This window comes from Kitasatospora sp. HPM-01-4 (assembly GCF_051374625.1).
Lineage (GTDB): Bacteria > Actinomycetota > Actinomycetes > Streptomycetales > Streptomycetaceae > Kitasatospora.
Map to the genome: position 1 here is coordinate 4,197,563 of NZ_JBPQGP010000005.1, position 19,513 is coordinate 4,217,075.

The following is a 19,513-nucleotide window of genomic DNA, read 5'->3' on the forward strand; positions in this document are numbered from 1 at the left end:
CGGGGTCGGTGTGTCGCGCGACGTCCGCCCGGAGATGACGGGCGGCGTCGGGCACAGGCTCTGCTGATATACCATCAAATGCGACATTCAGAGCATAAGTGCTGTAATGACGCATTCCTGTCGACGTGTCGCCGGAAGCGCCGATCGCGGCCGTCGACGGCGGCGGGCCTCCTCGGCGCACCGTCAGCGCAGGCGTGAGCCGGATCCGCCGGTCAGGGCCCGGCGGATCAGCAGCCCTGCCGCCGCGAGGAAGAGCAGCCCCGCCCAGAGCCCGCTGCGCCATCCGCCCGTGCCCGTACGGTGCGCGGCGACCGGCTCCGGGAGGCCCGGCGCGGCTGCGGGGGCCGAAACCGGCGGCTCCCCGCCCGTGCCCGGAGCCTGCGGTCCTCCCGCGAAGGACGCCGCCCCGGCGCCGGTGACGGACGGCACAGCCCCCTCCGGCGCGACGGTCCCTGCGGCCCCGCCGGATGACGCGGGCCGAGAGGCCTGGGCGGACGGCACGGGCCGAGCGGGCACGACGATCGGCAGCAGCCGGACCCCGGAAACGGCCTTGGCACCGCACCGGGCGGCCTCGCCCTCGACCACCGCGACCGCCGCACCCGCGACGGCCCCGTCACCCCCGTTCTCCGGCCGGGTGCCGGCGACGGCCGTGCAGACGAGCGGTGCGGTGTCCTCGGCCCTGGGCGCGCCGACGGTGAGCCTGATCCGCCGGTCGAGGACCTGCCCCGAGTCGGCGAAGCCGCCCGGGCCGATGAGCTGCGCCGGGTCGCGGGCGATCCGCAGCCGGGCCCAGGTGTCGCCGGAGGCGGCGTTGCCCGGGACGGTCCACTGCAGCGTGGCCGAGGTGCTGCCGGCCGGCACCGTGGTCTGCACCCGCCCGGCGGCGTCGAAGTGCCCGCTGTGGCCGAAGTCGATCCAGCCGACCAGGGTGGCCGGCCGGCTGCCCGGCTCCACCGGGACGGTGACCTCGTAGGGGCGGCCGACCGCCGCCTCGTCGGGGAAGGAGACGGTGGGATCGCCGCCCCCGTACTCGTTTCGGCCCGGCCGGCGCCTGGGCGGCACCGGGCTGGCGAACGGACCGCGCCGGCTGGTGTCGCGGTCGGGCGCGATCAACGGAGCCGGGACATCCTCGAACTGCTCCGGCTCCCCGGGATCGCCGGGGCCCGGCCGGACCAGCGGCTGGGCGCTGTGCGCCGGCGGGAGGGCCAGGGTCCGTGCGGATCCGCCGCTCGCGTCCCGGCCGAGGAACAGGTCGGAGACCAGGTGCGAGGCGTTGCCGTAACCCTGCGGCGCCGTGCCCAGGCCCTCGTCCAGGGTGACGGTGTACGCGTGCCTGGGCGCGGCCGGGGCGGTGGCGCCGCCGCTTCGGGCGGTGCTGCGCCGTTCGACCCTGAAGGTGACGGTGCTGACCGTGCCCGCGAGTTCGAGCGTGCCCAGTCCGTCGGCGGCGCCGTCCGGGAGGCCGTCGCCGGACGGGGCGAGGGTGTCGCCGCCGACCGTCCAGCCCGGCCAGTCGGTACGGCCGATCAGGGCCACGGTGCCTGGGGCGCCGCCGGTGACGGTCAGTCTGGTGGCGGTGCTGCCGCCCTTGCCGGTGGCGACCCCGGCCAGGCCGCTGAGGTGCAGCCGGGGGTTGCGCACCACCCGGGAGAACGAGAGCCGCAGCGTGCCGAGCGTGTGCCAGGAGCCGTCGGACCGCGGGTGCCGCTCGGTGATCTCGAAGGTCTCGGCCGGATCACCCGGGCGAAGTCCGTCCGCGTAACCGGAGGTCACGGACGCGGAGGCGGCTGCTTCGCGGACGGACGATTTTCCGCCATCCGCGCCGCGGCTCGGGAGCGTCGCGCCGTGACCGGATCCGGTCCGGGCGGCGAGTCTTCCGGGCGCGGCAGTGGAGCTCACCCCGGGAGCGGGCGAGAACTCCAGTTCCACGGCGAGACCCGAGGGCAGGACCGCACGACGCGCGCGGTTCCAGGCGTCCGGGCTCTGCTGCGCCCTCGCGACGTCGGGCCAGGCCGTCGAAGTCCAGCCGAGCAGCAGGGCGGTGGCCAGTACGGCGGCACCTGCCCTGCCGACTCCCCTGCTCCCGGCCCCGGTCGGCCCGGGTCCGCCCGGACGGGACGCCGTGGCGGCATGGCGGAACTGTCGGCTCATCCGACTCTCCCTACGGTGTCCGCCGCCGGAACCGGCGGCGCGGGGGCGGATCTTGACGCGCGCATAACATCCGACAGAAGGGAATCACGAGCGGGCGCCGGTCATACTTCGACATCCGGTCCGGCCGTCCGTCCGCCACCCGATCGGCGGCCGCTCTCCCGACGGCCCGAAGGCCGCTCCGGCCGACGCGTTCCGGCCACCCCTGTTCCGGTCAACCGGAATCGGCTGTCCGGTAATTGAGCCTCGGTCGGCTCCTGCTGTTCGATTCGGGCACGAGCTCAGTAGAGTCAGCGGCCGTGACCACCGACCCAGCTCTCATCAGGAGCAGTCCCGCCCCGGCGGAACCGCACGGAGCCGGGGCCCGCGGGTACCCGCGGCGGCAGCCGTACGAGCGGGTTCCCGGGGTGCGCGGGCTGTCGGCGCCGCACCTCGACGGAGAGCGGGACCACCCCCGGGCCGCCCTCGCAGCCCTGATCACCCGACCGGAGGATTCCGGAGCACTCACCGGCCTGCCCCGCGCCCCTGGCTCCCGGCCCGACCGCCGCGCGCGCCCGGCGCACTCTCCCGCCGTCGGCGCCACCGGCTGAGGGCCGCTCGGTGCCCCTGGACCCAGCGGTGATCCGCGCCAGCCTCGCCGTCGTCGAGCGCCGCGCCGACCACCTGGTCAGGTACTTCTACGCCCACCTGTTCACCCACAACCCGGACGTCCGGCAGCTCTTCCCCACCGAACTGTCCGAGCAGCGCGACCGCCTGTTCGCCGCACTGACCGAGATCGTGCTCCGGCTGGAGAACACCGAGCAGCTCACCGCGTACCTGAGCGCCCTGGGCCGCGACCACCGCAAGTTCCGGGCCGCACCCGAGCACTACCCCGCCGTCGGCACCAGCCTGATCGCCGCCATCCGGCACTTCTCCGGCCACTCCTGGACGCCGGAGATCGAGAAGGCCTGGACCGAGGCGTACACCGTGATCGCCCGGGTGATGATCGAGGCGGCCGGGGCGGTGCCGCCCGGGACGCCGGCCTGGTGGGACGCGGTGGTGACGGCACGTCACCGGTCCGCGCCCGACATCGTGCGGCTCACCCTGCGCCCCTGCCGGCCGTACCCCTTCCTGGCCGGGCAGTACCTCTCGCTCTGCTCGCCCAGGCGGCCCCGGGTCTGGCGGCCGTACTCGATCGCCAACGCCCCGCGCGCCGACGGCACGCTGGAGCTGCACATCCGCCGGGTGCCCGACGGGCTGCTCAGCACCGTGCTCGTCAACGATCTGATGCCCGGCGAACGGGTGATGCTCGGGCCGCCGGTCGGTGACGCCGTACTGGACCCCTGCTCGCCCCGCCCGCTGCTCGCCGTGGCCGGCGGGACCGGCTGGGCGCAGATCAGGTCCCTGGTCGAGCAGCGGGCCGCCTGGGCCGAGGCCGGCCTGCCCGCACCGGCCACGGTCTTCCTCGCCGCCCGGAACGACGCCGACCAGTACGACCTGGACGCGGTCCGCGCGCTGGTCACCGGTCAGCCCTGGCTGGAGGTGGTGCTCGCGGCACCTGAGGACGGCGGCGACCGGGAGGCGGCCGTCGAGCTGCTGCGCGAGGGGCTCCGCCGGTACGGCGCCCACCGGCACGACGGCTGGGCCGGGCACGACATCCGCCTCAGCGGCCCGCCCGACCTGGCACCGGCCGTCACCGGACTGCTGCTCGCACTGAACGCCGGGCCCGAGCTGATCCGGCACGACCCCGTGCCGCCGACGTTCAACCGGACCCGGCCGCTGACCTCGTCCGACTGGTTCCTGGACCGGCGCGACGTGCCCTGGATCAACCGCACCGAGCGGGGCTTGAGGGACGAGGCCGGCCAGCCTGAGTAGATCTTGAAAAGCGCCCGGACGGGGCCGGAGAACGACGAAGGCCCCGGATTGGATCCGGGGCCTTCGGCTGGTGCGCTCAGCAGGATTCGAACCTGCAACCTCTTGATCCGTAGTCAAGTGCTCTATCCGTTGAGCTATGAGCGCTCGGGACACCCCCGAGGGGGAGCCTTCGCGGTGGTTTGGTGCGCTCAGCAGGATTCGAACCTGCAACCTCTTGATCCGTAGTCAAGTGCTCTATCCGTTGAGCTATGAGCGCTCGCCCTGTCGGCCGGGGCCTGCGGGGCGTTGCGGGGACAACATTACATGACCTGCGACCTGGGACGAAATCCATCACCCCGGGACGCACGAAGGGCCCCGCCGGCGTACTGCCGACGGGGCCCTTCGGATGGCGGAGGCTGAGGGATTTGAACCCTCGATCAGGAATAACCCCGAAACCGCATTAGCAGTGCGGCGCCATAGACCGGACTAGGCGAAGCCTCCTCCACATGGACTGCTCCGGCGGACCGGATGCACTCCGTGCGAATGCGATGATGCCACAGCCGGGGGCTCCGACACCAACCACCGCTTACGTTACTAGGCGGGTCATCCAGAGCGCAAAGAAGAATGAGATACTTCAGCCCCCCGAGGAGAGTGCGAGCCGCGAGTCGTACGCTGCGACGGCACCGCCGTCAGTGACGAAAGCCGTGAGGAGACCTGTCGACGTGAGCAGCAGGCCGATCCGAGGCGCTGCTCGCCTCGCCGCGATACTCGACGCCCTGCCCGACGCACTGCTGCTGGTCAACAGCAACGGCACGGTCGTGGACGCCAACAAGGCCGCGGTGCAGGCCATGCAGGCCCCCGGCACCTCGCTGGTCGGACGCGGGCTGCTCGACCTGCTGCCCGAGTTCGACCCCAGCCGGATCCCCGGCTCGATGCGCCCGGCCGCCGCCGAACCCGAGGGCCTGGACCACCCGGTCCGGATGACCGCACGGCGGACCGACGGCACCACCTTCCCCGTCGAGGTCTCCGGCAACGACTTCACCGACGACGGCACGGGCAGCGGCGGCGCGGGCGCGGCGTACGGCTTCGAGCCGTACCGGGACCCCTCCGCCAGCCGCGACCTGCTGCTGCTCCTGGTCCGGGACCTCTCCACCCGGCTCGGTGTCGAGGCCGAGCTGCGGCGGCAGCACAAGCAGACCGAGATGATCCTGCGGGCCGCCGCCGAGGGCGTGCTCGGCGTGGACCTGGACGGCCGGGTGGTCCTGGTGAACCCGGCCGCCGCGCACATCCTCGACTACCGGGCCAGCGAGCTCGGCGGCCGCGAACTGCACCCGCTGATCCAGCACTCCCAGGCGGACGGCAGCCCGCTGGCCCTGGAGGGCTCGGCACTGCTGGACACCCTGGTCTCCGGCCGCAAGCACCGGGTGCGCGGCGCCGTGCTCTGGCGCAAGGACGGCACCCCGGTGACGGTGGACCTCACCACCGCACCGGTCCGGGACGGCGATCAGCTGGTCGGCGCGGTGATGACCTTCACCGACCGGACCGGGGAACTGGCCCTGATCGCCCGCAACGAGCACCTCACGGCGGTCCTGGAGGGCGAGCTCGGCAGCGCGCTCACCGCCCTCCACCGCCGGATCGACGCACTGGCGGCCGACCCGGCCGGACAGCTCTGGCCCGAGGCCAACTGGACGCTGCGGCGGCTCGCCGACGAGTGCCGGCGTTTCGGCACGCTGATAGACGGGGTGCTGACACACCAGAAGTTCGAGCGCGACGTCGAGGCCGGGAAGCAGACGCTGGAGCGCACGTCGGTCGGCCTGGACAAGGTCGTCCAGCGGGCGGTCGAACTGGCCGGCGACCTGGTCGGGCCGGGGCGGGTCCGGTACTCGGTGCACGCCGCCGCCGTCGAGGTCACCGCCGACCGGGAGCACTTCGCGCGTGCGCTGGCCCATCTGGTGGCCGACGTCAGCGGGATCGGGCACCCGGTCGCCGCGGGGGCGGACGACGAGGGCGGCGACGGGCAGCACGCAGCGTCCGCGCTGCCGCCGGCGGGCGGCGACTCGCCGATGGTGGTACTGGCGGCCGCACAGCGCGGCGAGGTGGCCCGGATCGAGGTGCGCGGCCCCGCACGCGCCAGCAGCCCGGTGCACCTGCCGATCGCGCGCAGCACCGTCGAACGGCACGGCGGCGTACTGCAGCGGCACGAACTGCCCGGCCGGGCCGGGACGACCTACGTGGTCGAACTGCCGCTGGACCCTGCGGCGGTCGCTCGTGCGGCCGCCAAGTCGGCCGCCGACGGGGGCCGGAGCGTCCCCAGGGAGACCGACACCGCGATGCTGCCCGACCTGCCGGACGTCCCGCCCGCGCCGGGCGGCGGCGCCGAGGGTTCCGAGGCGGGCGCGCGCCCGGATGCGGACGACGGTGCCGGCTCGGCGGAATCCCGCGCGGCCTCGGGTGCCGAGGACCGTACGGCGGCCCGGGACACCGAACGCGCTTCCGGTGCCGACGACGGCAGGGAGAGCCGCGCGGCCGGCAGCGGCGCGCGCGGCCCGATCGCGCTGGGGCCCGGCGGGCCCGCCGCCGATACGGCACCCGGTGCCGCCGACGACGACACGGCGGCACCCGCGGCACCGGTTGAGGCCGCACCGGCCGCGGAGGAGCCGGGCCGGACGGGCCGCCGTCGGCGCGGGGTGCCCGCGAGCGAGGAGCCCTCGGCGGCGCTGTCCCTGCCCGGCGTACCCGACCCCGGTACGCCGCTGTACCCGGGCCTTGAGCACGCCCTGCCCGCGACCCCGCCCACGCCGCCGGCGCCGGCCGCGCCACCGGCCCCCACCGGGCGCCGCCGCAGGCTGGCCATCCCGGCGCAGCCCGGGACCCCGCCGACGGCCCCGGTCGGCTCGGGTACGGAACCAGGCCGGCCGATCGCGATCGAACCCGCCCCCACCGCCCCGACCACGGCCCCCGCGGCCCCGGGTGCCCCGGGTGAGCGGCCCGGCCTTCCCGTGCCGTTCGGGCAGCAGGGCGCCGGGGCGGCCGGGCAGTCCGCGCTCCCGGTGCCGTTCGGGCAGCAGAACGCCCCGGCGGCTGCCGGTCCGTCGGCCTCGGCAGAGCAGCGGGACACCGGCCAGGCGCCCGGGCAGCAGACTCCGGAGCAGCGGCCCGGCGCCGGTCAGGCCCAGCCGGTGGGCAGTGGACTGGGCGAGCTGGCGCCGCCGCGTCCGCTCGGCGGCTTCGCCTCGGCCTTTCCGCAGGCCTTCGCGCAGGTGCCCCCCGCGCCGGGCCAGGCCCCGGTGCAGTCCGCGCCGCAGTCGCAGGGCCCCGCGACGGATGGCGCGCGTCCGGCGCTGCCCGCGCCGGTGAGTTCCCCTGACACGCCGGCGCCCGTCGAGCCGCGTACGCCTCCGCGCCCGGTGGCCGAGCTGGCCCGTTCCAGCGCCGAGGAGGCGGGCCGGGTGCCCGCGTCGATGCCGGACTTCCCGACCATGGTGTCCTCCGCCGCGGACGGCGGACCGCGCCGGCTGCTGGTCTGGCCCGAGCCCGACCCGTCGACCAAGGCCGCGCTCCAGGACCGCGGGTACCGGCCGGTGATCGTCCGCTCCCGTGAGGAGGTCGACGCCCAGGTCTCCGGCTACCCGGCGGCCCTGTTCGTGGACCCGCTGACCGGCCCGATCACCCGCACCGCACTCCAGTCGCTCCGTACGGCCGCGCTCAACCAGCGGGTCCCGGTCCTGGTCACGGCCGGTCTGGGCCAGGCCACCAGGGACGCCGCGTACGGCGCCGACCCGGCCGTGCTGCTGCGCGCGCTGGCCCCGCGCGACAGCGAGAACCACGCCGCCCGGGTGCTGCTGGTCGAGTCCGACCCGGACATCGCGGCGGCGCTGATCGGCAGCCTGGAGCGGCGCGGCATGCACGTCGAGCACGCGGTCTCGGAGAACGACGCGGTCTCCCGGGCCAGCAGCATGCAGCCCAACCTGGTGGTGATGGACCTGCTCCAGATCCGCCGCCGCCGGGTCGGCCTGCTCGACTGGCTGCGCGCCAACGACCGCCTGTACCGCACCCCGCTGGTGGTCTACACCTCCGTGGACCTCGACCCGCAGGAGCTCCCCCGTCTGCGCACCGGCGAGACGGTCCTCTTCCTCGCCGAGCGCTCCACCAGCGAGGACGTCCAGTCCCGGATCGTCGACCTGCTCGCCCGGATCGGCGCGCTGGGCGAGGTCAGCGCGGCGGGGCGGTAGCACCGGCCGGTCCCGCGCGGCCGTGCGCCGCCGCGGGACCGACCGGGCGGCGCCGGGGGACGCGGGGAGTTTCGCGCCCCCTGGCCGCCCGTCCGCCTACTCCTTGCCGAGGACGGTGACGTCCAGCCGGTCGGCGGCGTAGTCGGCGCGGACGACCTTCTTGTCGAACTTGCCGACCGAGGTCTTGGGCACCGACTCCACCAGCGCCCAGCGCTCCGGGAGCTGCCAGGAGGCGACCCGCTCGGCGAGGAAGGCGCGCAGGGCCGGGAAGGCCACGGTGGCGCCGGCGCGCAGGACCACGGCGGCGAGCGGGCGCTCGCCCCACTTCTCGTCCGGGACGGCGATCACCGCGGCCTCGGCGACCTCGGGGTGGGCCATCAGGTGGTTCTCCAGCTCCATCGAGGAGATCCATTCGCCGCCGGACTTGATGACGTCCTTGGCCCGGTCGGTCAGGGTGAGGTAACCGTCCGGGGTGATGGTGCCGACGTCGCCGGTGCGCAGCCAGCCGTCCGCGCTGAACTTGTCGTCGGGCCGCTGCGGGTCCTGCCCGGCGCCGCCGAAGTACGCACCCGCGACCCACGGCCCCCGGACCTCCAACTCGCCTGCCGCGACGCCGTCGTGGGGCATCCGCTCGCCGCCGGGGCCGATCAGCCGGGCCTCGACGGAGGCCGGGAAGAGGCCCTGGGTGAGCCGGTAGGGCCACTGCTGCTCGGCGGTCAGCCCGGCCGGGGGCTGGGCGAAGGTGCCGAGGGGGGAGGTCTCGGTCATGCCCCAGGCCTGCACCACGGTGATGCCGTGGCGCTCCTCGAAGGCCCGCATCAGGGAGGGCGGGCAGGCCGAGCCGCCGATGACCACCGTGCGCAGCGAGGAGGTGTCGTAGTCGCCGCGGTCGAGCTCGTCCAGCAGTCCGGTCCAGATGGTCGGGACGGCGGCGCTGACGGTCGGCCGGACCCTGGCGATCATCTCGGCCAGCGGCTTGGGCTGGAGGAAGCGGTCCGGCATCAGCAGGTCGGCGCCCGACATGAAGGAGGCGTGCGGCACGCCCCAGGCGTTCGCGTGGAACATCGGGACCACCGGCAGCACGGTGTCGCGGCCGGTCAACGCGAAGGTGTCGGCGGAGTTCACCTGCAGGCAGTGCAGGTAGATCGAACGGTGGCTGTAGAGCACGCCCTTGGGGTCGCCGGTGGTGCCCGAGGTGTAGCAGAGGGCCGCCGCCTCGCGCTCGTCCAGGTCGGTCGGCCACGGGTACTCGGCCGGCCGCCCGGCGATCAGCTCCTCGTACTCGTGGACGGCTCCGCCGAAGCCGGCGAGCAGCGAGAGGTCGCCCTGGCCGCTCACCACGATGTGCTTCAGCGTCGGGGCGAGCTGCGGCAGCACGCCGGCCAGCAGCGGGAGCAGGCTGCCGTTGACGATGATCGCGTGGTCGGCGGCGTGGTTGATGATGAACGCCAGCTGCTGGGCGGGCAGTCGCAGGTTCAGCGTGTGCAGCACCGCGCCCATCGAGGGCACGGCCAGGTACGCCTCCAGGTGCTCGGCGTTGTTCCACATCAGTGTGCCTATCCGCTGGTCGCCCGAGACCCCGAGCTCGTCGCGCAGCGCGTACGCGAGCCGGGCCGCCCTGGCCCCGACCTCGGCGAAGGTGCGGACCACCGGAGCGGCGCCGTCCCAGGTGGTCACCGTCGAGCGACCGTGGACGGTGGATCCGTGGTCCAGGATTCGGGAGACGGTGAGTGGTGCGTCCTGCATCGTGCTGAACACGCGGGTCCTCCTTGACCGGTCCGGGCTGCGAGCGCACCCGCCGCTACTGGCGAGTAGAAACGGGATCCAGGCCCGATTCTGGCGAACCGCCGTCCCGGTGTCAGCAGATTGGCCCGGGATGAGACGTGTCGCTCACCCGCGCCCCGGGTGCGGGCCCGGATCGTGCCGGGCGGGCGGGCGCCGTAGGCGTCCCCTCGCCGGCTGTCGCCGCACCGGGCCCCCGCCCGGGCCGGCCGCTCGGGCGTGTGGGGAGACGGCCAACCACCTTTCGCCGCGCACCGGTTGGCGGCTCACGCGGCGGCCGCGGCCTGGGTCCCGGCACGGTGGGATGCCGCCGGCACCGCCTGCCCCGGTGGCCGGCGTGGCGCTGATCGCGCACCGGCTACGAGGACCCGCAGGGCGCCCCACCCCCCGAGGGAGGGGCGCCCTGCGCGGCATCGGGGCGGTCAGAAGACCGGGGTGGTGGCGCGCTGCAGCTGGCAGATGTCGGGGAAGCTCTTCTGCCAGGTGACCTGCTGGCCGTTCCAGTCGCCGTAGGCGGTGACGGTGACCGGGTCCTCGATGTGCGGGCATCTGAGGTGCGGGGCGCCGGCCAGGCGGTTGATGTCCCCGTCGGCGGCGGCGAGGGCGGCGCAGGCACCGTCCGGATCGGGGTGGCTGCCGCCGTTGGGGTTGCAGGTGAGGAAGTGGTCCTCGACGGCGGTGTCGTCCGCGTCGCGTACGACGTAGAGCTGGAAGAAGGTGTTCTCGGCGACCGGGGCGGCGGGGGCGGCGGCGGTGCTCAGGGTGGTGACGGCGACTACGGCGGCGGCGGCGGAGGCGGCGAGCCTGCGGAGCGCGGTGGTGGTCATGCCTCACACCCGACCATGCGGAATCGGCGGGGCCAAGCCGCCCTTCCGGCGAACGAGTGGGCCCGGCGCGGAAGTTCGCGCTAAGGAGTGAGCGCCGGGCGGCCGGGAGGACTAGGGCGTGTCCGACGGTACGCGGCGCCCGGTGGGAGCTGTCGGACGCGGACTACCGCCCCATCGCCACCAGACCGTCCAGCTGGTCGCGGTCGATGTTGAGGGTCACGCCCGCGTAGGTCTCGTCGGCGCTGCCCCGGTACTGGTGGATGCGCTGGTGGCGCACCCACATGTCGTCGGGCGGCGCGTCCTTGCCGTCGGTGACGGCGCGCCCGTCCCAGCGCGCGTACCAGATGACGTCGGGCAGCGGGGAACTGCCCGCCCGGCCGGCGGCGGCGATGTCGGCGACTCCGGAGTTCACGCTGGAGTAGAAGCCGGAGTGGTACCCGGCGGAGTGCAGCGTCTGGGTCCAGCCGAGGGTGAAGTCGACCACCGCCCGGCTGCAGGTCCGGTCGCCCGGCGGGTACGCCTCCATGTCCAGGTAGACCGGGCTGCCCGGGCCGAGGCCGAGCGCCTGCAGGCTGAGCACCGCCTCGGCGGCCTCCTCCCCGCCCTGCTGGACGGCGCGGGCCGGGTCGATCCGGTTGGGCTTGTTCTTGATCTTGGCGCACGGCGCCTGGAGGCCGACGTGGGTGGGCACCAGCTCCCAGCCCATCGCACGGACACCGCTCACCCAGCCCGGCGTGAGCCTGGGCTGGTCGCATCCGCGCTGGCCGCCGCTGCTGTAGATGCCCACCGCGCGGTACGGGGAGGCGATCCGCCACAGCTGCATGGTCTCCAGCGGCGGGGCGGAGCAGGCGTCGAAGCCGGGACCGGAGAAGCGGCGCTTGGGCAGCGACTCCCATCCGCGGCCGGTCTCCTCGATCACGGTCGGCGGTCCGGCCGGGTGCCCGCCGACCGAGCCGGCGACCGCGGCGACCGACTGGGTGTCGACCACCTGCCGGGCCGGCAGCGGGAGGTTGCGGTCGGTGGCCAGGAGCAGGACGAGGGAGGCCGCCGCGAGCGCGGCCGGGCGGAGGTAGCGCACCGTCCTTTGATACTGACCGGTCATCATCCGCCCGGTCCGCCGCGCCGGAACGTGACCGGCGTTCACCCCACCGTGACGGAAGTCCGTATACCGAGAAACAGTGCGGTAATGAGTTTGGATGCTGTTCGGGTATTACGTCACACTTTTCCCATGTCCACAGCCAGTACCTGTGAGACCGCTGTCCAGGTCTCGCCCGGCCCCTCGCCCGTCCATCCCCTGCGGCGCCGTCTGAACGTCCCGGCGCCGCTGCTCTGTGTCACGGCCATGTTCGCCGTCCAGCTCGGCATCGCGCTCTCCCAACCGCTCTTCGGGCCGCTCGGGGTCAGCGGCGCGACCTTCCTGCGGCTGGCGGCCGCCGCGGTGATCCTGCTCGCCGTCACCCGGCCGCGACTGCGCGGCCGCAGCCGGCGCGACCTGGCCTCGGCCGGACTGCTCGGCATGGTCTCCGCGGGCATGACCCTGTGCTTCGCCGGGGCCGTGGACCGGCTGCCGATGGGGACGGCGGCCACCATCGAGTTCCTCGGACCGCTGGCGGTCGCGATGGCCTTCGCCCGGCGGGCCAGCCACCTGCTCTGGGCGCTGCTGGCCGGCGGCGGGGTCGCGCTGCTGACCCTGTTCGGCGGGGAGGGCGGCGGCACGCACGGCCTGGACCCGGTCGGGCTCGGCCTCGCCTTCGCCGCCGCGGCCTGCTACGCCGGGTACATCCTGCTGACCGACAAGGTCGGCGCGTCCTTCAAGGGCTTCGAGGGGCTGGCGGTCTCGATCACGGTCGGGGCACTCGTGACGCTTCCGCTGGGGATCGGGCCGGCCTGGCACGGGCTCTCCTCGGCCGACAACCCGTGGGGGCTGCTGCTCGCCGTGACCGGGGTCGCGCTGCTGCTGCCGGTGATCCCGTACGCCCTGGAGATGTCGGCGCTGCGGCGGCTGCCGCAGCGGGTGTTCAGTGTGCTGGTGAGCCTGGAGCCGGCGGTCAGCGCGCTGGTCGGGCTCGTGGTGCTGCACCAGGTGCTGGGGGCGGCACAACTGGCCGGGATCGCCTGTGTGGTGGCCGCCAGCGTGGCGTCGACGCTGGCGAGTCGGCGGTAGGGGCCTTACGGCCGGGGGGATTTCAGGGGTGCGGGGGGCCGCGCGACCAGCCGTCGCGAAGGTGCGTGGTTTCGCGCGCGGCGCCCCGCGTCCCTGAGACGGTGCGGGGCCGCCGGAAGGCCGCCACGGCGGTGCGCGGGTTCCCGCACCCCGGGGCCACCCGCCCGCCCCGGGGTTCCGCTTGTCCGTGAAAGTGATCGTGATCGTGATCGTGGGCGGTGCCGGGTTCCCGGCACCGCCCACCGGTGTTCCGCCCTCCGGTGTTCCGCCCTCCGGTGTTCCGCCCTCCGGGCCGGATGGGACCTGGCGGAGCCGGTGGCCGTCAGATGGTCTTGCCGGGATTCATGATGCCGAGGGGATCGAAGACGGCCTTGATCTGCCGCTGCAACTCGAGCCCGACCGGCCCCAGTTCGCGCGCCAGCCAGTCACGCTTGAGCAGGCCGACGCCGTGCTCCCCGGTGATGGTGCCGCCGAGTTCCAGGCCGAGCGCCATGATCTCGTCGAAGGACTTCAGGGCCCGGGCGGACTCCTCCTCGTCGGCGCGGTCGAAGACCACCACGGGGTGGGTGTTGCCGTCCCCGGCGTGGCAGACCATGCCGATGGTGAGCCGCTGCCGGTCGGCGATCCGGGCGACCCCGCGCAGCATTTCGGCCATCCGGGAGCGCGGCACCGCGACGTCGTCGATCATCGTGGTGCCCAGCCGCTCCAGGGCGGGCAGCGCCAGCCTGCGGGCCTGGAGAAGCAGCTCGGACTCGGCCACGTCCTCCGCCGGCACCACCTCGCTCGCTCCGGCCGCCCGGCACAACTCGGCCACGGCGGCCAGGTCCTCTGCTCTGCCCGGGCCGTCGAAGGCGACCATCAGCAGGCCCTTGGTGGCCTCCGGCAGTCCCATCCGCGCCATCTCGTTGACGGCCCGGACGGTGGTGGAGTCCATCAGTTCCAGCAGGGACGGGACGAACCCCGCCGCCATCACCTCGCAGACCGCCGCGCAGGCCGAGTCCGTGCTCGGGAACTCCGCCACCAGCGCCAACTGCGGTGCGGGCGCGGGCCTCAGGGCCAGTACGGCCTGTACCACCACGCCGAGGGTTCCCTCCGAACCGACCAGCAGCCTGGTCAGGTCGTAGCCGGCCACCCCCTTGGCGGTCCGGCGGCCGGTGCTCAGCAGCCGTCCGTCGGGCAGCACGACGTCGAGGCCGAGGACGTACTCGCTGGTCACGCCGTACTTCACACAGCACAGACCGCCCGCACCGGTACCGATGTTCCCGCCGATGGTGCAGGACTCCCAGGAGGACGGGTCCGGCGGATAGGCGAGGCCGTGCTCGGCGGCGGCGCGGGACAACCGGGCGTTCACCACCCCGGGTTGGACGACGGCGATCCGGTTGACCGGGTCCAGCTCCAGGATCCGGTCCATCCTGACCATGGAGAGCAGGACGCAGCCGTCCACCGCGTTGGCGCCGCCGGAGAGACCGGTCCTGGCGCCCTGCGGCACCACGGGGACCCGGAGTTCGGTCGCGGTGCGGAGGACGTGCTGCACCTGTTCGACGGTCTCCGGCAGGACCAGGACGGCGGGTTCGCCCGCCGCGCAGAATCCCGCCATGTCATGGCGGTAGGCGGACGTGACATCCGGATCCACCACGACGGCCCGTTCGGGCAGCCCCTCCAACAGCCTTCCCGCCAGATCTGCCACGGCAGCCTCCGCTCCTCGTGTCCGCCGGCCGGATGCGTGCCCGGCACCCGGCCCGGGGCGAACTCTGCCCCTCCCACCTCGCCCGGGCAACCACGCGGTCCGGGTGTCGCTCCCGGGCGGCACGCGCGCCCGCCGGGTGGGTCCGGCCCGCTGACCGACCCTGGTCCGCCCGGAGGCGGACGGCAAACGCCCCACCGGGACTTCATCATCTCGCTTCCGCCCGTGGCACAGGGGTGTCGGCCCCGGGTGGTCCACCGCACGGGCTCGGGCGCACCGCTTCGGGCCCTCCGGCGTGCACCGCTCCGCGGCCGCCGGCGCCCGGGCCGCGAGAGCACCGGGGGGCCGTCCCACCGGGCGCTCCCCACGAAGTCCTTGCACGATCTGATGAAGTTCGGCCCGATATCCGTCGGACGTCCGGCCGAGTTGACTTCGTGTCACTAGCCTGCCTTCGGCAGAGCGACCGGCTGCCTAAGCTGAGAGCGACCAGGGGAGATGGCGGGTCGAACCCAGTCCGTCCCCGTCCCCGCCTCCGCAAAGGAGTCCACCGGCTATGCGTACAGCTCGCAAAGCAGTGCCGGCCCGCGCGAGGCCGCCCCGCCCGGCGGTGACCCGTGCGGCCGTTCTCGGCTCCTCCGTGGGCCAGTCCCTCTCCCCCGCCCTGCACCGGGCCGCCTACGCGGCCATGGGCCTCGCCTGGGAGGTCGAGGCGATCGAGTGCGAGGACCCGATGCTGTGCGGGATGCTCGACACCGGGAGCACCGCCTGGGCCGGGCTCGCGCTCGCCAAACCGCTCAAGCGCGCCGTCCTGCCCTGGATCGACGATGTCACCGACCTCGCCCTGGACGTCGGCGGTGTCAACACGGTCGTCTTCCGCCAGGGCCGGACCTTCGGTGACAACACCGATGTCCACGGGATCGTCCTGGCGCTGCGCGAGGCCGGGATCGACTCCCCCGCCTCCGCCCTGGTGCTGGGCGGCGGCGCCACCGCTGCCGCCGCCCTCGCCGCGCTGCGCGACCTCGGGATCCGGGAACCGGGCCTGGTGGTCCGTGAACACCGGTACGCGGCCGAGGCCTCGGCGGCGGCCGGACGGCTGGGCGTGGCGGTGGACATCCACACCTTCGACCGCCTCGAAGAACTGCTGCACCCCGCCGGTCTGGTCATCTCGACACTGCCGGCCGGCGCGGCGGACCCGTACGCGGCCGCGATCACGCACTCCGGGGCCGCCGTACTGGACGTGGTCCCCGCGGCCTGGCCCACCCGGCTCGCCAAGGCCGCCGGGTTCACCGGCAGCACGGTGGTGGACGGGCTGTCCCTGCTGGTCCACCAGGCCGCCCGGCAGGTGGAGTTGATCACGGGGCGGAGCGATGTCCCGGTGGAGGCCATGCGCGCGGCGGCCCGGGCCGAACTGGCCCGCCGTACGGGCTGAACGGCTCCGGGCGGCGCCTCGCACACTCCGGCCGCCGGGCGGGTGCCCTCCCGGTCGGCGGCGCGGGGAACCGAGGCGCCGCCGACCGCGCTCGTGCGGATCGCCGCTGCCCGGCGCCGGCCGACCCGGGCTCTCGGTCGGGCGCCCCTGCCCCGCACCCCTGGTGGCCCTCCGGCCGGTCGGCTGCCGGCCACTACGCGGAGAGCCCCTGGGAGTTGTCGGCCGCCTGGCGGCGGGCCGCGGAGAGGACGGTGATCGCGTGGGCGACCGAGCAGAGGGTCGTGTGCCGGTGCCAGCCCGCGTAGTTGCGCCCCTCGAAGTCGCGCATGCCGACCTTGGCGCCGATCTCGGTGAAGTCCTTGGCCACCCGGCGGGTGAGCCGGCCCATGCGCAGCAGTGCCGCCGCCGGCACCTCCACCATGTTGGAGAGCCAGAGCTCCGGCGGCTGCCCCTTGCCGCCGGACCAGCCGCCGACCAGGGTCAGTGCGCGCTGGGGTGCTCCCGGTGCGCCGGGACGGCGGATCGCGGGTAAGGTCACCCGGGTTCCGCTGACCAGGATCGAGCGGGTGATCGAGTAGTCGGGGTCCACCCAGCCCACCGGCCGGGCGAACCGCTTCGCCCACTCGGTCAACTGCTGTGCCTGGAAGAGCCGGTCGCCGCGTCCGGGCAGCCCCGGGTCGAAGCCGATCAGCCGGGTGGCACCGCCGATCCGCATCACGAACGGCACGCCCCGCCGGCTGAACTCCCTGACCAGTACGGTGGCGTCCAGTTCGCGGGCGTCCAGCACGGCCGGCCTGCGCCGCAGCCCCCAGTCGGGGCCGGCGATCTCCACCAGGGTCTCCACGGCGCACAGTTCGGGGCTGACGCCGGACACCTCGTCCGGGATCTTGGCACGCCGGCGGCGCTCCTGGTCGTCCAGCCAGCCGGGGGGCAGGAAGAGTCCCCAGTTCACCGGGGCGCTCGTCTCCTCGTTGGCGAGCCAGACCCCGTACGCCTGCTGGCTGTTGATCACCCGCCCGTGCTCGGTGCGGAAGGACTCCTCGACACCGACCGAGTGCGCGCCGGCCTTGGGAACCGCCATCGAGCTCAGCACCCAGGCCTGCGGCAGCACCACGCGGTCCAGGTGGCGGGCCAGTGTGTGTCTTACCGCCTGCCAGCTCCAGGAGGAGTCGCTGATGAAGTGGTGCAGGCTCTGCTCGGCCGCGCCGTGGGCGGCCACCGAGGCGAGCGCCCGCATCGACTTCCGTCCGGGGACCGACAGCAGCCCGGAGATGTACCACTCCCCACGGGCTCGCTGGTCGCGGCGCTTCAGTGAGGCGAGCATCCGGCGGGAGAAGTCCGTGACGAAGTCGTCCGCCACGTCCCCCCAGATCCGGTCCGAAACATCCTTCTCGATCAGATCCACAGCCCGCGTCCCCCTCTACGGCGATTGCGTCCACTAGCGCCTCCGGGCGCTGTGCCGGGAGGCCAGGTGTGCGGTGTTGTCTCAGGCACAGTAGCGTACCGACTGGTTGGTTTGAAATGCCCTTAGCGGAAGCTTGCCGAGATTCAACGGACTCGGACCGGAGTACTCGATACCGCACAGTTGGTTTGTTAAGCTCCTGTGCACACACTGCCCTTCCAGCAGCCGCAGGCGGTTCGCCGGGGGCCGGAACGGCAGGCCCAGCGGCATCCCGGCCGGCCGCACATCCGCGGTCCGGCCGCCCAGCGCGAGCACGAAGGAGAGGTCATGCCCCGTCAGGAACGGGCCGAGCGCACCAGGCGGTTACTGGTGCGGGCCGCCGCCGCCTCCTTCGACGCCGACGGCTACACGATGACCGGACTGGGGGACGTCACCAGGCTCTCGGGCATGTCCAAGGGCGCGCTGTACTTCCACTTCGGCTCCAAGGAGCAGCTGGCGGAGGCGGTCCTGGAGGGCTCCCGGGAGGGGCTGCGCGAGAGCATCCGCGAGGCCCGCGCGCCGGGCGGCCCGACCGTCCAGTACCTGATCGACCTGTGCCACTCGGTGGCCCGCCGTCTGGATCAGGACGTGGTGTTCAGGGCCGGTCTCCGGCTGACCAGCGACCCCGGTATGACCAAGCCCGTCTGCCCGCCGCCCCACGCCGGCTGGGGGCACATGATGCGGCTGCTGCTCAGGCGCGCGGCGGCCCGGCGGGAGATCCGCGCGGAGGCTCCGGTGGAGGCGGTGGCCACCCTGCTCGGTGCCGCCATGGCGGGCGTCGAGCTGCTGGCCCGGCAGGACACGCGGTGGCTCGACCGCGAGGCGATCACCCGCCTCTGGCAGACGATCCTTCCCGCACTGGTGCCGCCTGAGGCTGTCGACCGGCTGGATGCCACCGGGTCGCAGCCCATACCGGACGGACTCCTTCCGGTGGAGCTCGACTCACCGGCGCTCGACTAGCCGATGCCGCCCGGGCCGACGGCATCCGGACCGCCGACTTCAGGGCCGCCGACATCCGGGCCGCCGACTTCAGGGCCGCCGACTTCAGGACCATCGGCTTCAGGACCATCGGCTTCAGGGCCGCCCGATGCAGGGCCGCCGCTACTCGCGCCGACCGGACCGGGCCTGCCCGGGTAGCTCCGGTGGCACTCCGGGCCACCGTCATCTTCCTTGCGCCGAACCGGACTTCACAACAACGGGGCGCGGCGCCGAGACCGCCGCGCCCCACTGGACCGCCGGCTACTCGGCCGACGCCTCCTCGGCCTCGAACTCGACCTCGGGCAGCAGCGCGCGGGCCCCTCGGCCCGGCGACGTGTCCAGCCGCGCCAGCACCGACGGCCTGGCGATCGACGGCAGGAGGTGCTGCCACAGCACCGAGACCCGCTTCTCCAGGTCGGCCAGCCCGGACGCCACCTGCGAGTACGAGGTGACGCCGTTGAAGCTTCCGACGATCATCTCGGTCGTCTCCCTGGGGTCGACCTGGGGCAGCAACTCGCCCTGCTGCTTGGCCTGTTCGGCCAGCGCCCCGAGCACATCGGTCCAGGCGAGCAGCGGGTTGCTGTCGGTGAAGTCCACCGATCCGCGCTCCACCGCGAGCCTGATGCCGGCCCTCAGGATGGCGTCCTCCGGCAGCGCGTGCGCGACCGCCATGGTGATGTCCACCAACTCCTGGAGTTTGGAAGCGTTCTCCGCCACCCTCAGATGCAGGGTCTGTTCCTGCATCACCCCTCGGGCCAGCGCCTCCTTGGAGGGAAAGTGGAAGTACAGCGCACCCTTGGTCACCTCCACTCGGGCCAGGATCTCCTTGATCGAGGCCGCGTCATAGCCCAGCTCGTCGAAGACCTCCGCGGCCCCCTGCAAGATCATCTGGCGCGTACGGATCGCGCGCTCCTGTTGTGCCATCGGGACTCTCCTGTCGTACCACTGCTTACGCCCCGCCCTTCATACACAAGATTGACGGACCGAAGGGCTCC

General features: G+C 73.9%; 12 protein-coding genes and 3 tRNA genes. 5 read left to right on the plus strand and 10 right to left on the minus strand.

Annotated elements, in window-relative coordinates; genetic code table 11:
* Positions 1-183: 183 nt before the first annotated feature.
* Positions 184-2,151, minus strand: a complete 1,968-nt coding sequence (locus tag ACSMTC_RS18240; RefSeq protein ID WP_436560759.1) for a GEVED domain-containing protein — start codon at positions 2,149-2,151, stop codon at positions 184-186.
* 597 nt (positions 2,152-2,748) lie between these two features.
* Between ACSMTC_RS18240 and ACSMTC_RS18245 the strand changes: the two genes are divergently transcribed.
* Entirely contained in the window at positions 2,749-4,002 is a 1,254-nt protein-coding gene (locus ACSMTC_RS18245) for a globin domain-containing protein (RefSeq protein WP_436560760.1), read from the plus strand.
* Between the two features lie 68 nt (positions 4,003-4,070).
* Here ACSMTC_RS18245 and ACSMTC_RS18250 read toward each other — a convergent pair.
* From ACSMTC_RS18250 to ACSMTC_RS18260, 3 genes are all read right to left on the minus strand, one after another.
* A tRNA-Arg gene (locus tag ACSMTC_RS18250) sits at positions 4,071-4,146 on the minus strand.
* Positions 4,147-4,182: 36 nt separating this feature from the next.
* Positions 4,183-4,258, minus strand: a tRNA-Arg gene (locus tag ACSMTC_RS18255).
* A gap of 130 nt (positions 4,259-4,388) precedes the next feature.
* Positions 4,389-4,482 (minus strand) — tRNA-Ser (locus ACSMTC_RS18260).
* A 221-nt stretch (positions 4,483-4,703) separates the two neighbouring features.
* Here ACSMTC_RS18260 and ACSMTC_RS18265 point away from each other — a divergent pair.
* Entirely contained in the window at positions 4,704-8,213 is a 3,510-nt protein-coding gene (locus ACSMTC_RS18265; protein WP_436560761.1) for a hybrid sensor histidine kinase/response regulator, read from the plus strand.
* 96 nt (positions 8,214-8,309) lie between these two features.
* On the opposite strand, the gene ACSMTC_RS18270 is transcribed toward ACSMTC_RS18265, so the two are convergent.
* The 3 genes from ACSMTC_RS18270 to ACSMTC_RS18280 all read right to left on the minus strand — a co-directional run bounded on the left by ACSMTC_RS18270 (position 8,310) and on the right by ACSMTC_RS18280 (position 11,900).
* Entirely contained in the window at positions 8,310-9,971 is a 1,662-nt protein-coding gene (locus ACSMTC_RS18270; protein WP_436560762.1) for a long-chain fatty acid--CoA ligase, read from the minus strand.
* A gap of 446 nt (positions 9,972-10,417) precedes the next feature.
* Positions 10,418-10,822: an SSI family serine proteinase inhibitor gene (locus ACSMTC_RS18275; protein WP_436560763.1), complete on the minus strand. Its 405-nt coding sequence runs from the start codon at positions 10,820-10,822 to the stop codon at positions 10,418-10,420.
* 163 nt (positions 10,823-10,985) lie between these two features.
* Positions 10,986-11,900: a DUF1906 domain-containing protein gene (locus tag ACSMTC_RS18280; RefSeq protein ID WP_436560764.1), complete on the minus strand. Its 915-nt coding sequence runs from the start codon at positions 11,898-11,900 to the stop codon at positions 10,986-10,988.
* A gap of 150 nt (positions 11,901-12,050) precedes the next feature.
* On the opposite strand from ACSMTC_RS18280, the gene ACSMTC_RS18285 reads away from it, so the two are divergent.
* Positions 12,051-12,986, plus strand: coding sequence for an EamA family transporter (locus ACSMTC_RS18285; protein WP_436560765.1), 936 nt, complete (start codon positions 12,051-12,053; stop codon positions 12,984-12,986).
* A 322-nt stretch (positions 12,987-13,308) separates the two neighbouring features.
* Here the strand turns inward: ACSMTC_RS18285 and ACSMTC_RS18290 are convergent, their stop codons facing one another.
* Positions 13,309-14,673, minus strand: coding sequence for an FAD-binding oxidoreductase (locus tag ACSMTC_RS18290; RefSeq protein ID WP_436560766.1), 1,365 nt, complete (start codon positions 14,671-14,673; stop codon positions 13,309-13,311).
* Positions 14,674-15,223: 550 nt separating this feature from the next.
* Between ACSMTC_RS18290 and ACSMTC_RS18295 the strand changes: the two genes are divergently transcribed.
* Positions 15,224-16,099, plus strand: a complete 876-nt coding sequence (locus ACSMTC_RS18295) for a shikimate dehydrogenase (RefSeq protein ID WP_436560767.1) — start codon at positions 15,224-15,226, stop codon at positions 16,097-16,099.
* Between the two features lie 193 nt (positions 16,100-16,292).
* On the opposite strand, the gene ACSMTC_RS18300 is transcribed toward ACSMTC_RS18295, so the two are convergent.
* The gene (locus ACSMTC_RS18300; protein WP_436560768.1) at positions 16,293-17,504 is read right to left on the minus strand and encodes an IS701 family transposase; all 1,212 of its coding nucleotides are present in this window, start codon (positions 17,502-17,504) and stop codon (positions 16,293-16,295) included.
* Positions 17,505-17,828: 324 nt separating this feature from the next.
* Between ACSMTC_RS18300 and ACSMTC_RS18305 the strand changes: the two genes are divergently transcribed.
* Positions 17,829-18,500 (plus strand): ScbR family autoregulator-binding transcription factor, encoded by a 672-nt coding sequence (locus ACSMTC_RS18305; RefSeq protein ID WP_436560769.1) that lies wholly within the window; start codon positions 17,829-17,831, stop codon positions 18,498-18,500.
* A 279-nt stretch (positions 18,501-18,779) separates the two neighbouring features.
* On the opposite strand, the gene ACSMTC_RS18310 is transcribed toward ACSMTC_RS18305, so the two are convergent.
* Positions 18,780-19,442: a ScbR family autoregulator-binding transcription factor gene (locus tag ACSMTC_RS18310; RefSeq protein WP_436560770.1), complete on the minus strand. Its 663-nt coding sequence runs from the start codon at positions 19,440-19,442 to the stop codon at positions 18,780-18,782.
* Positions 19,443-19,513: the final 71 nt, after the last annotated feature.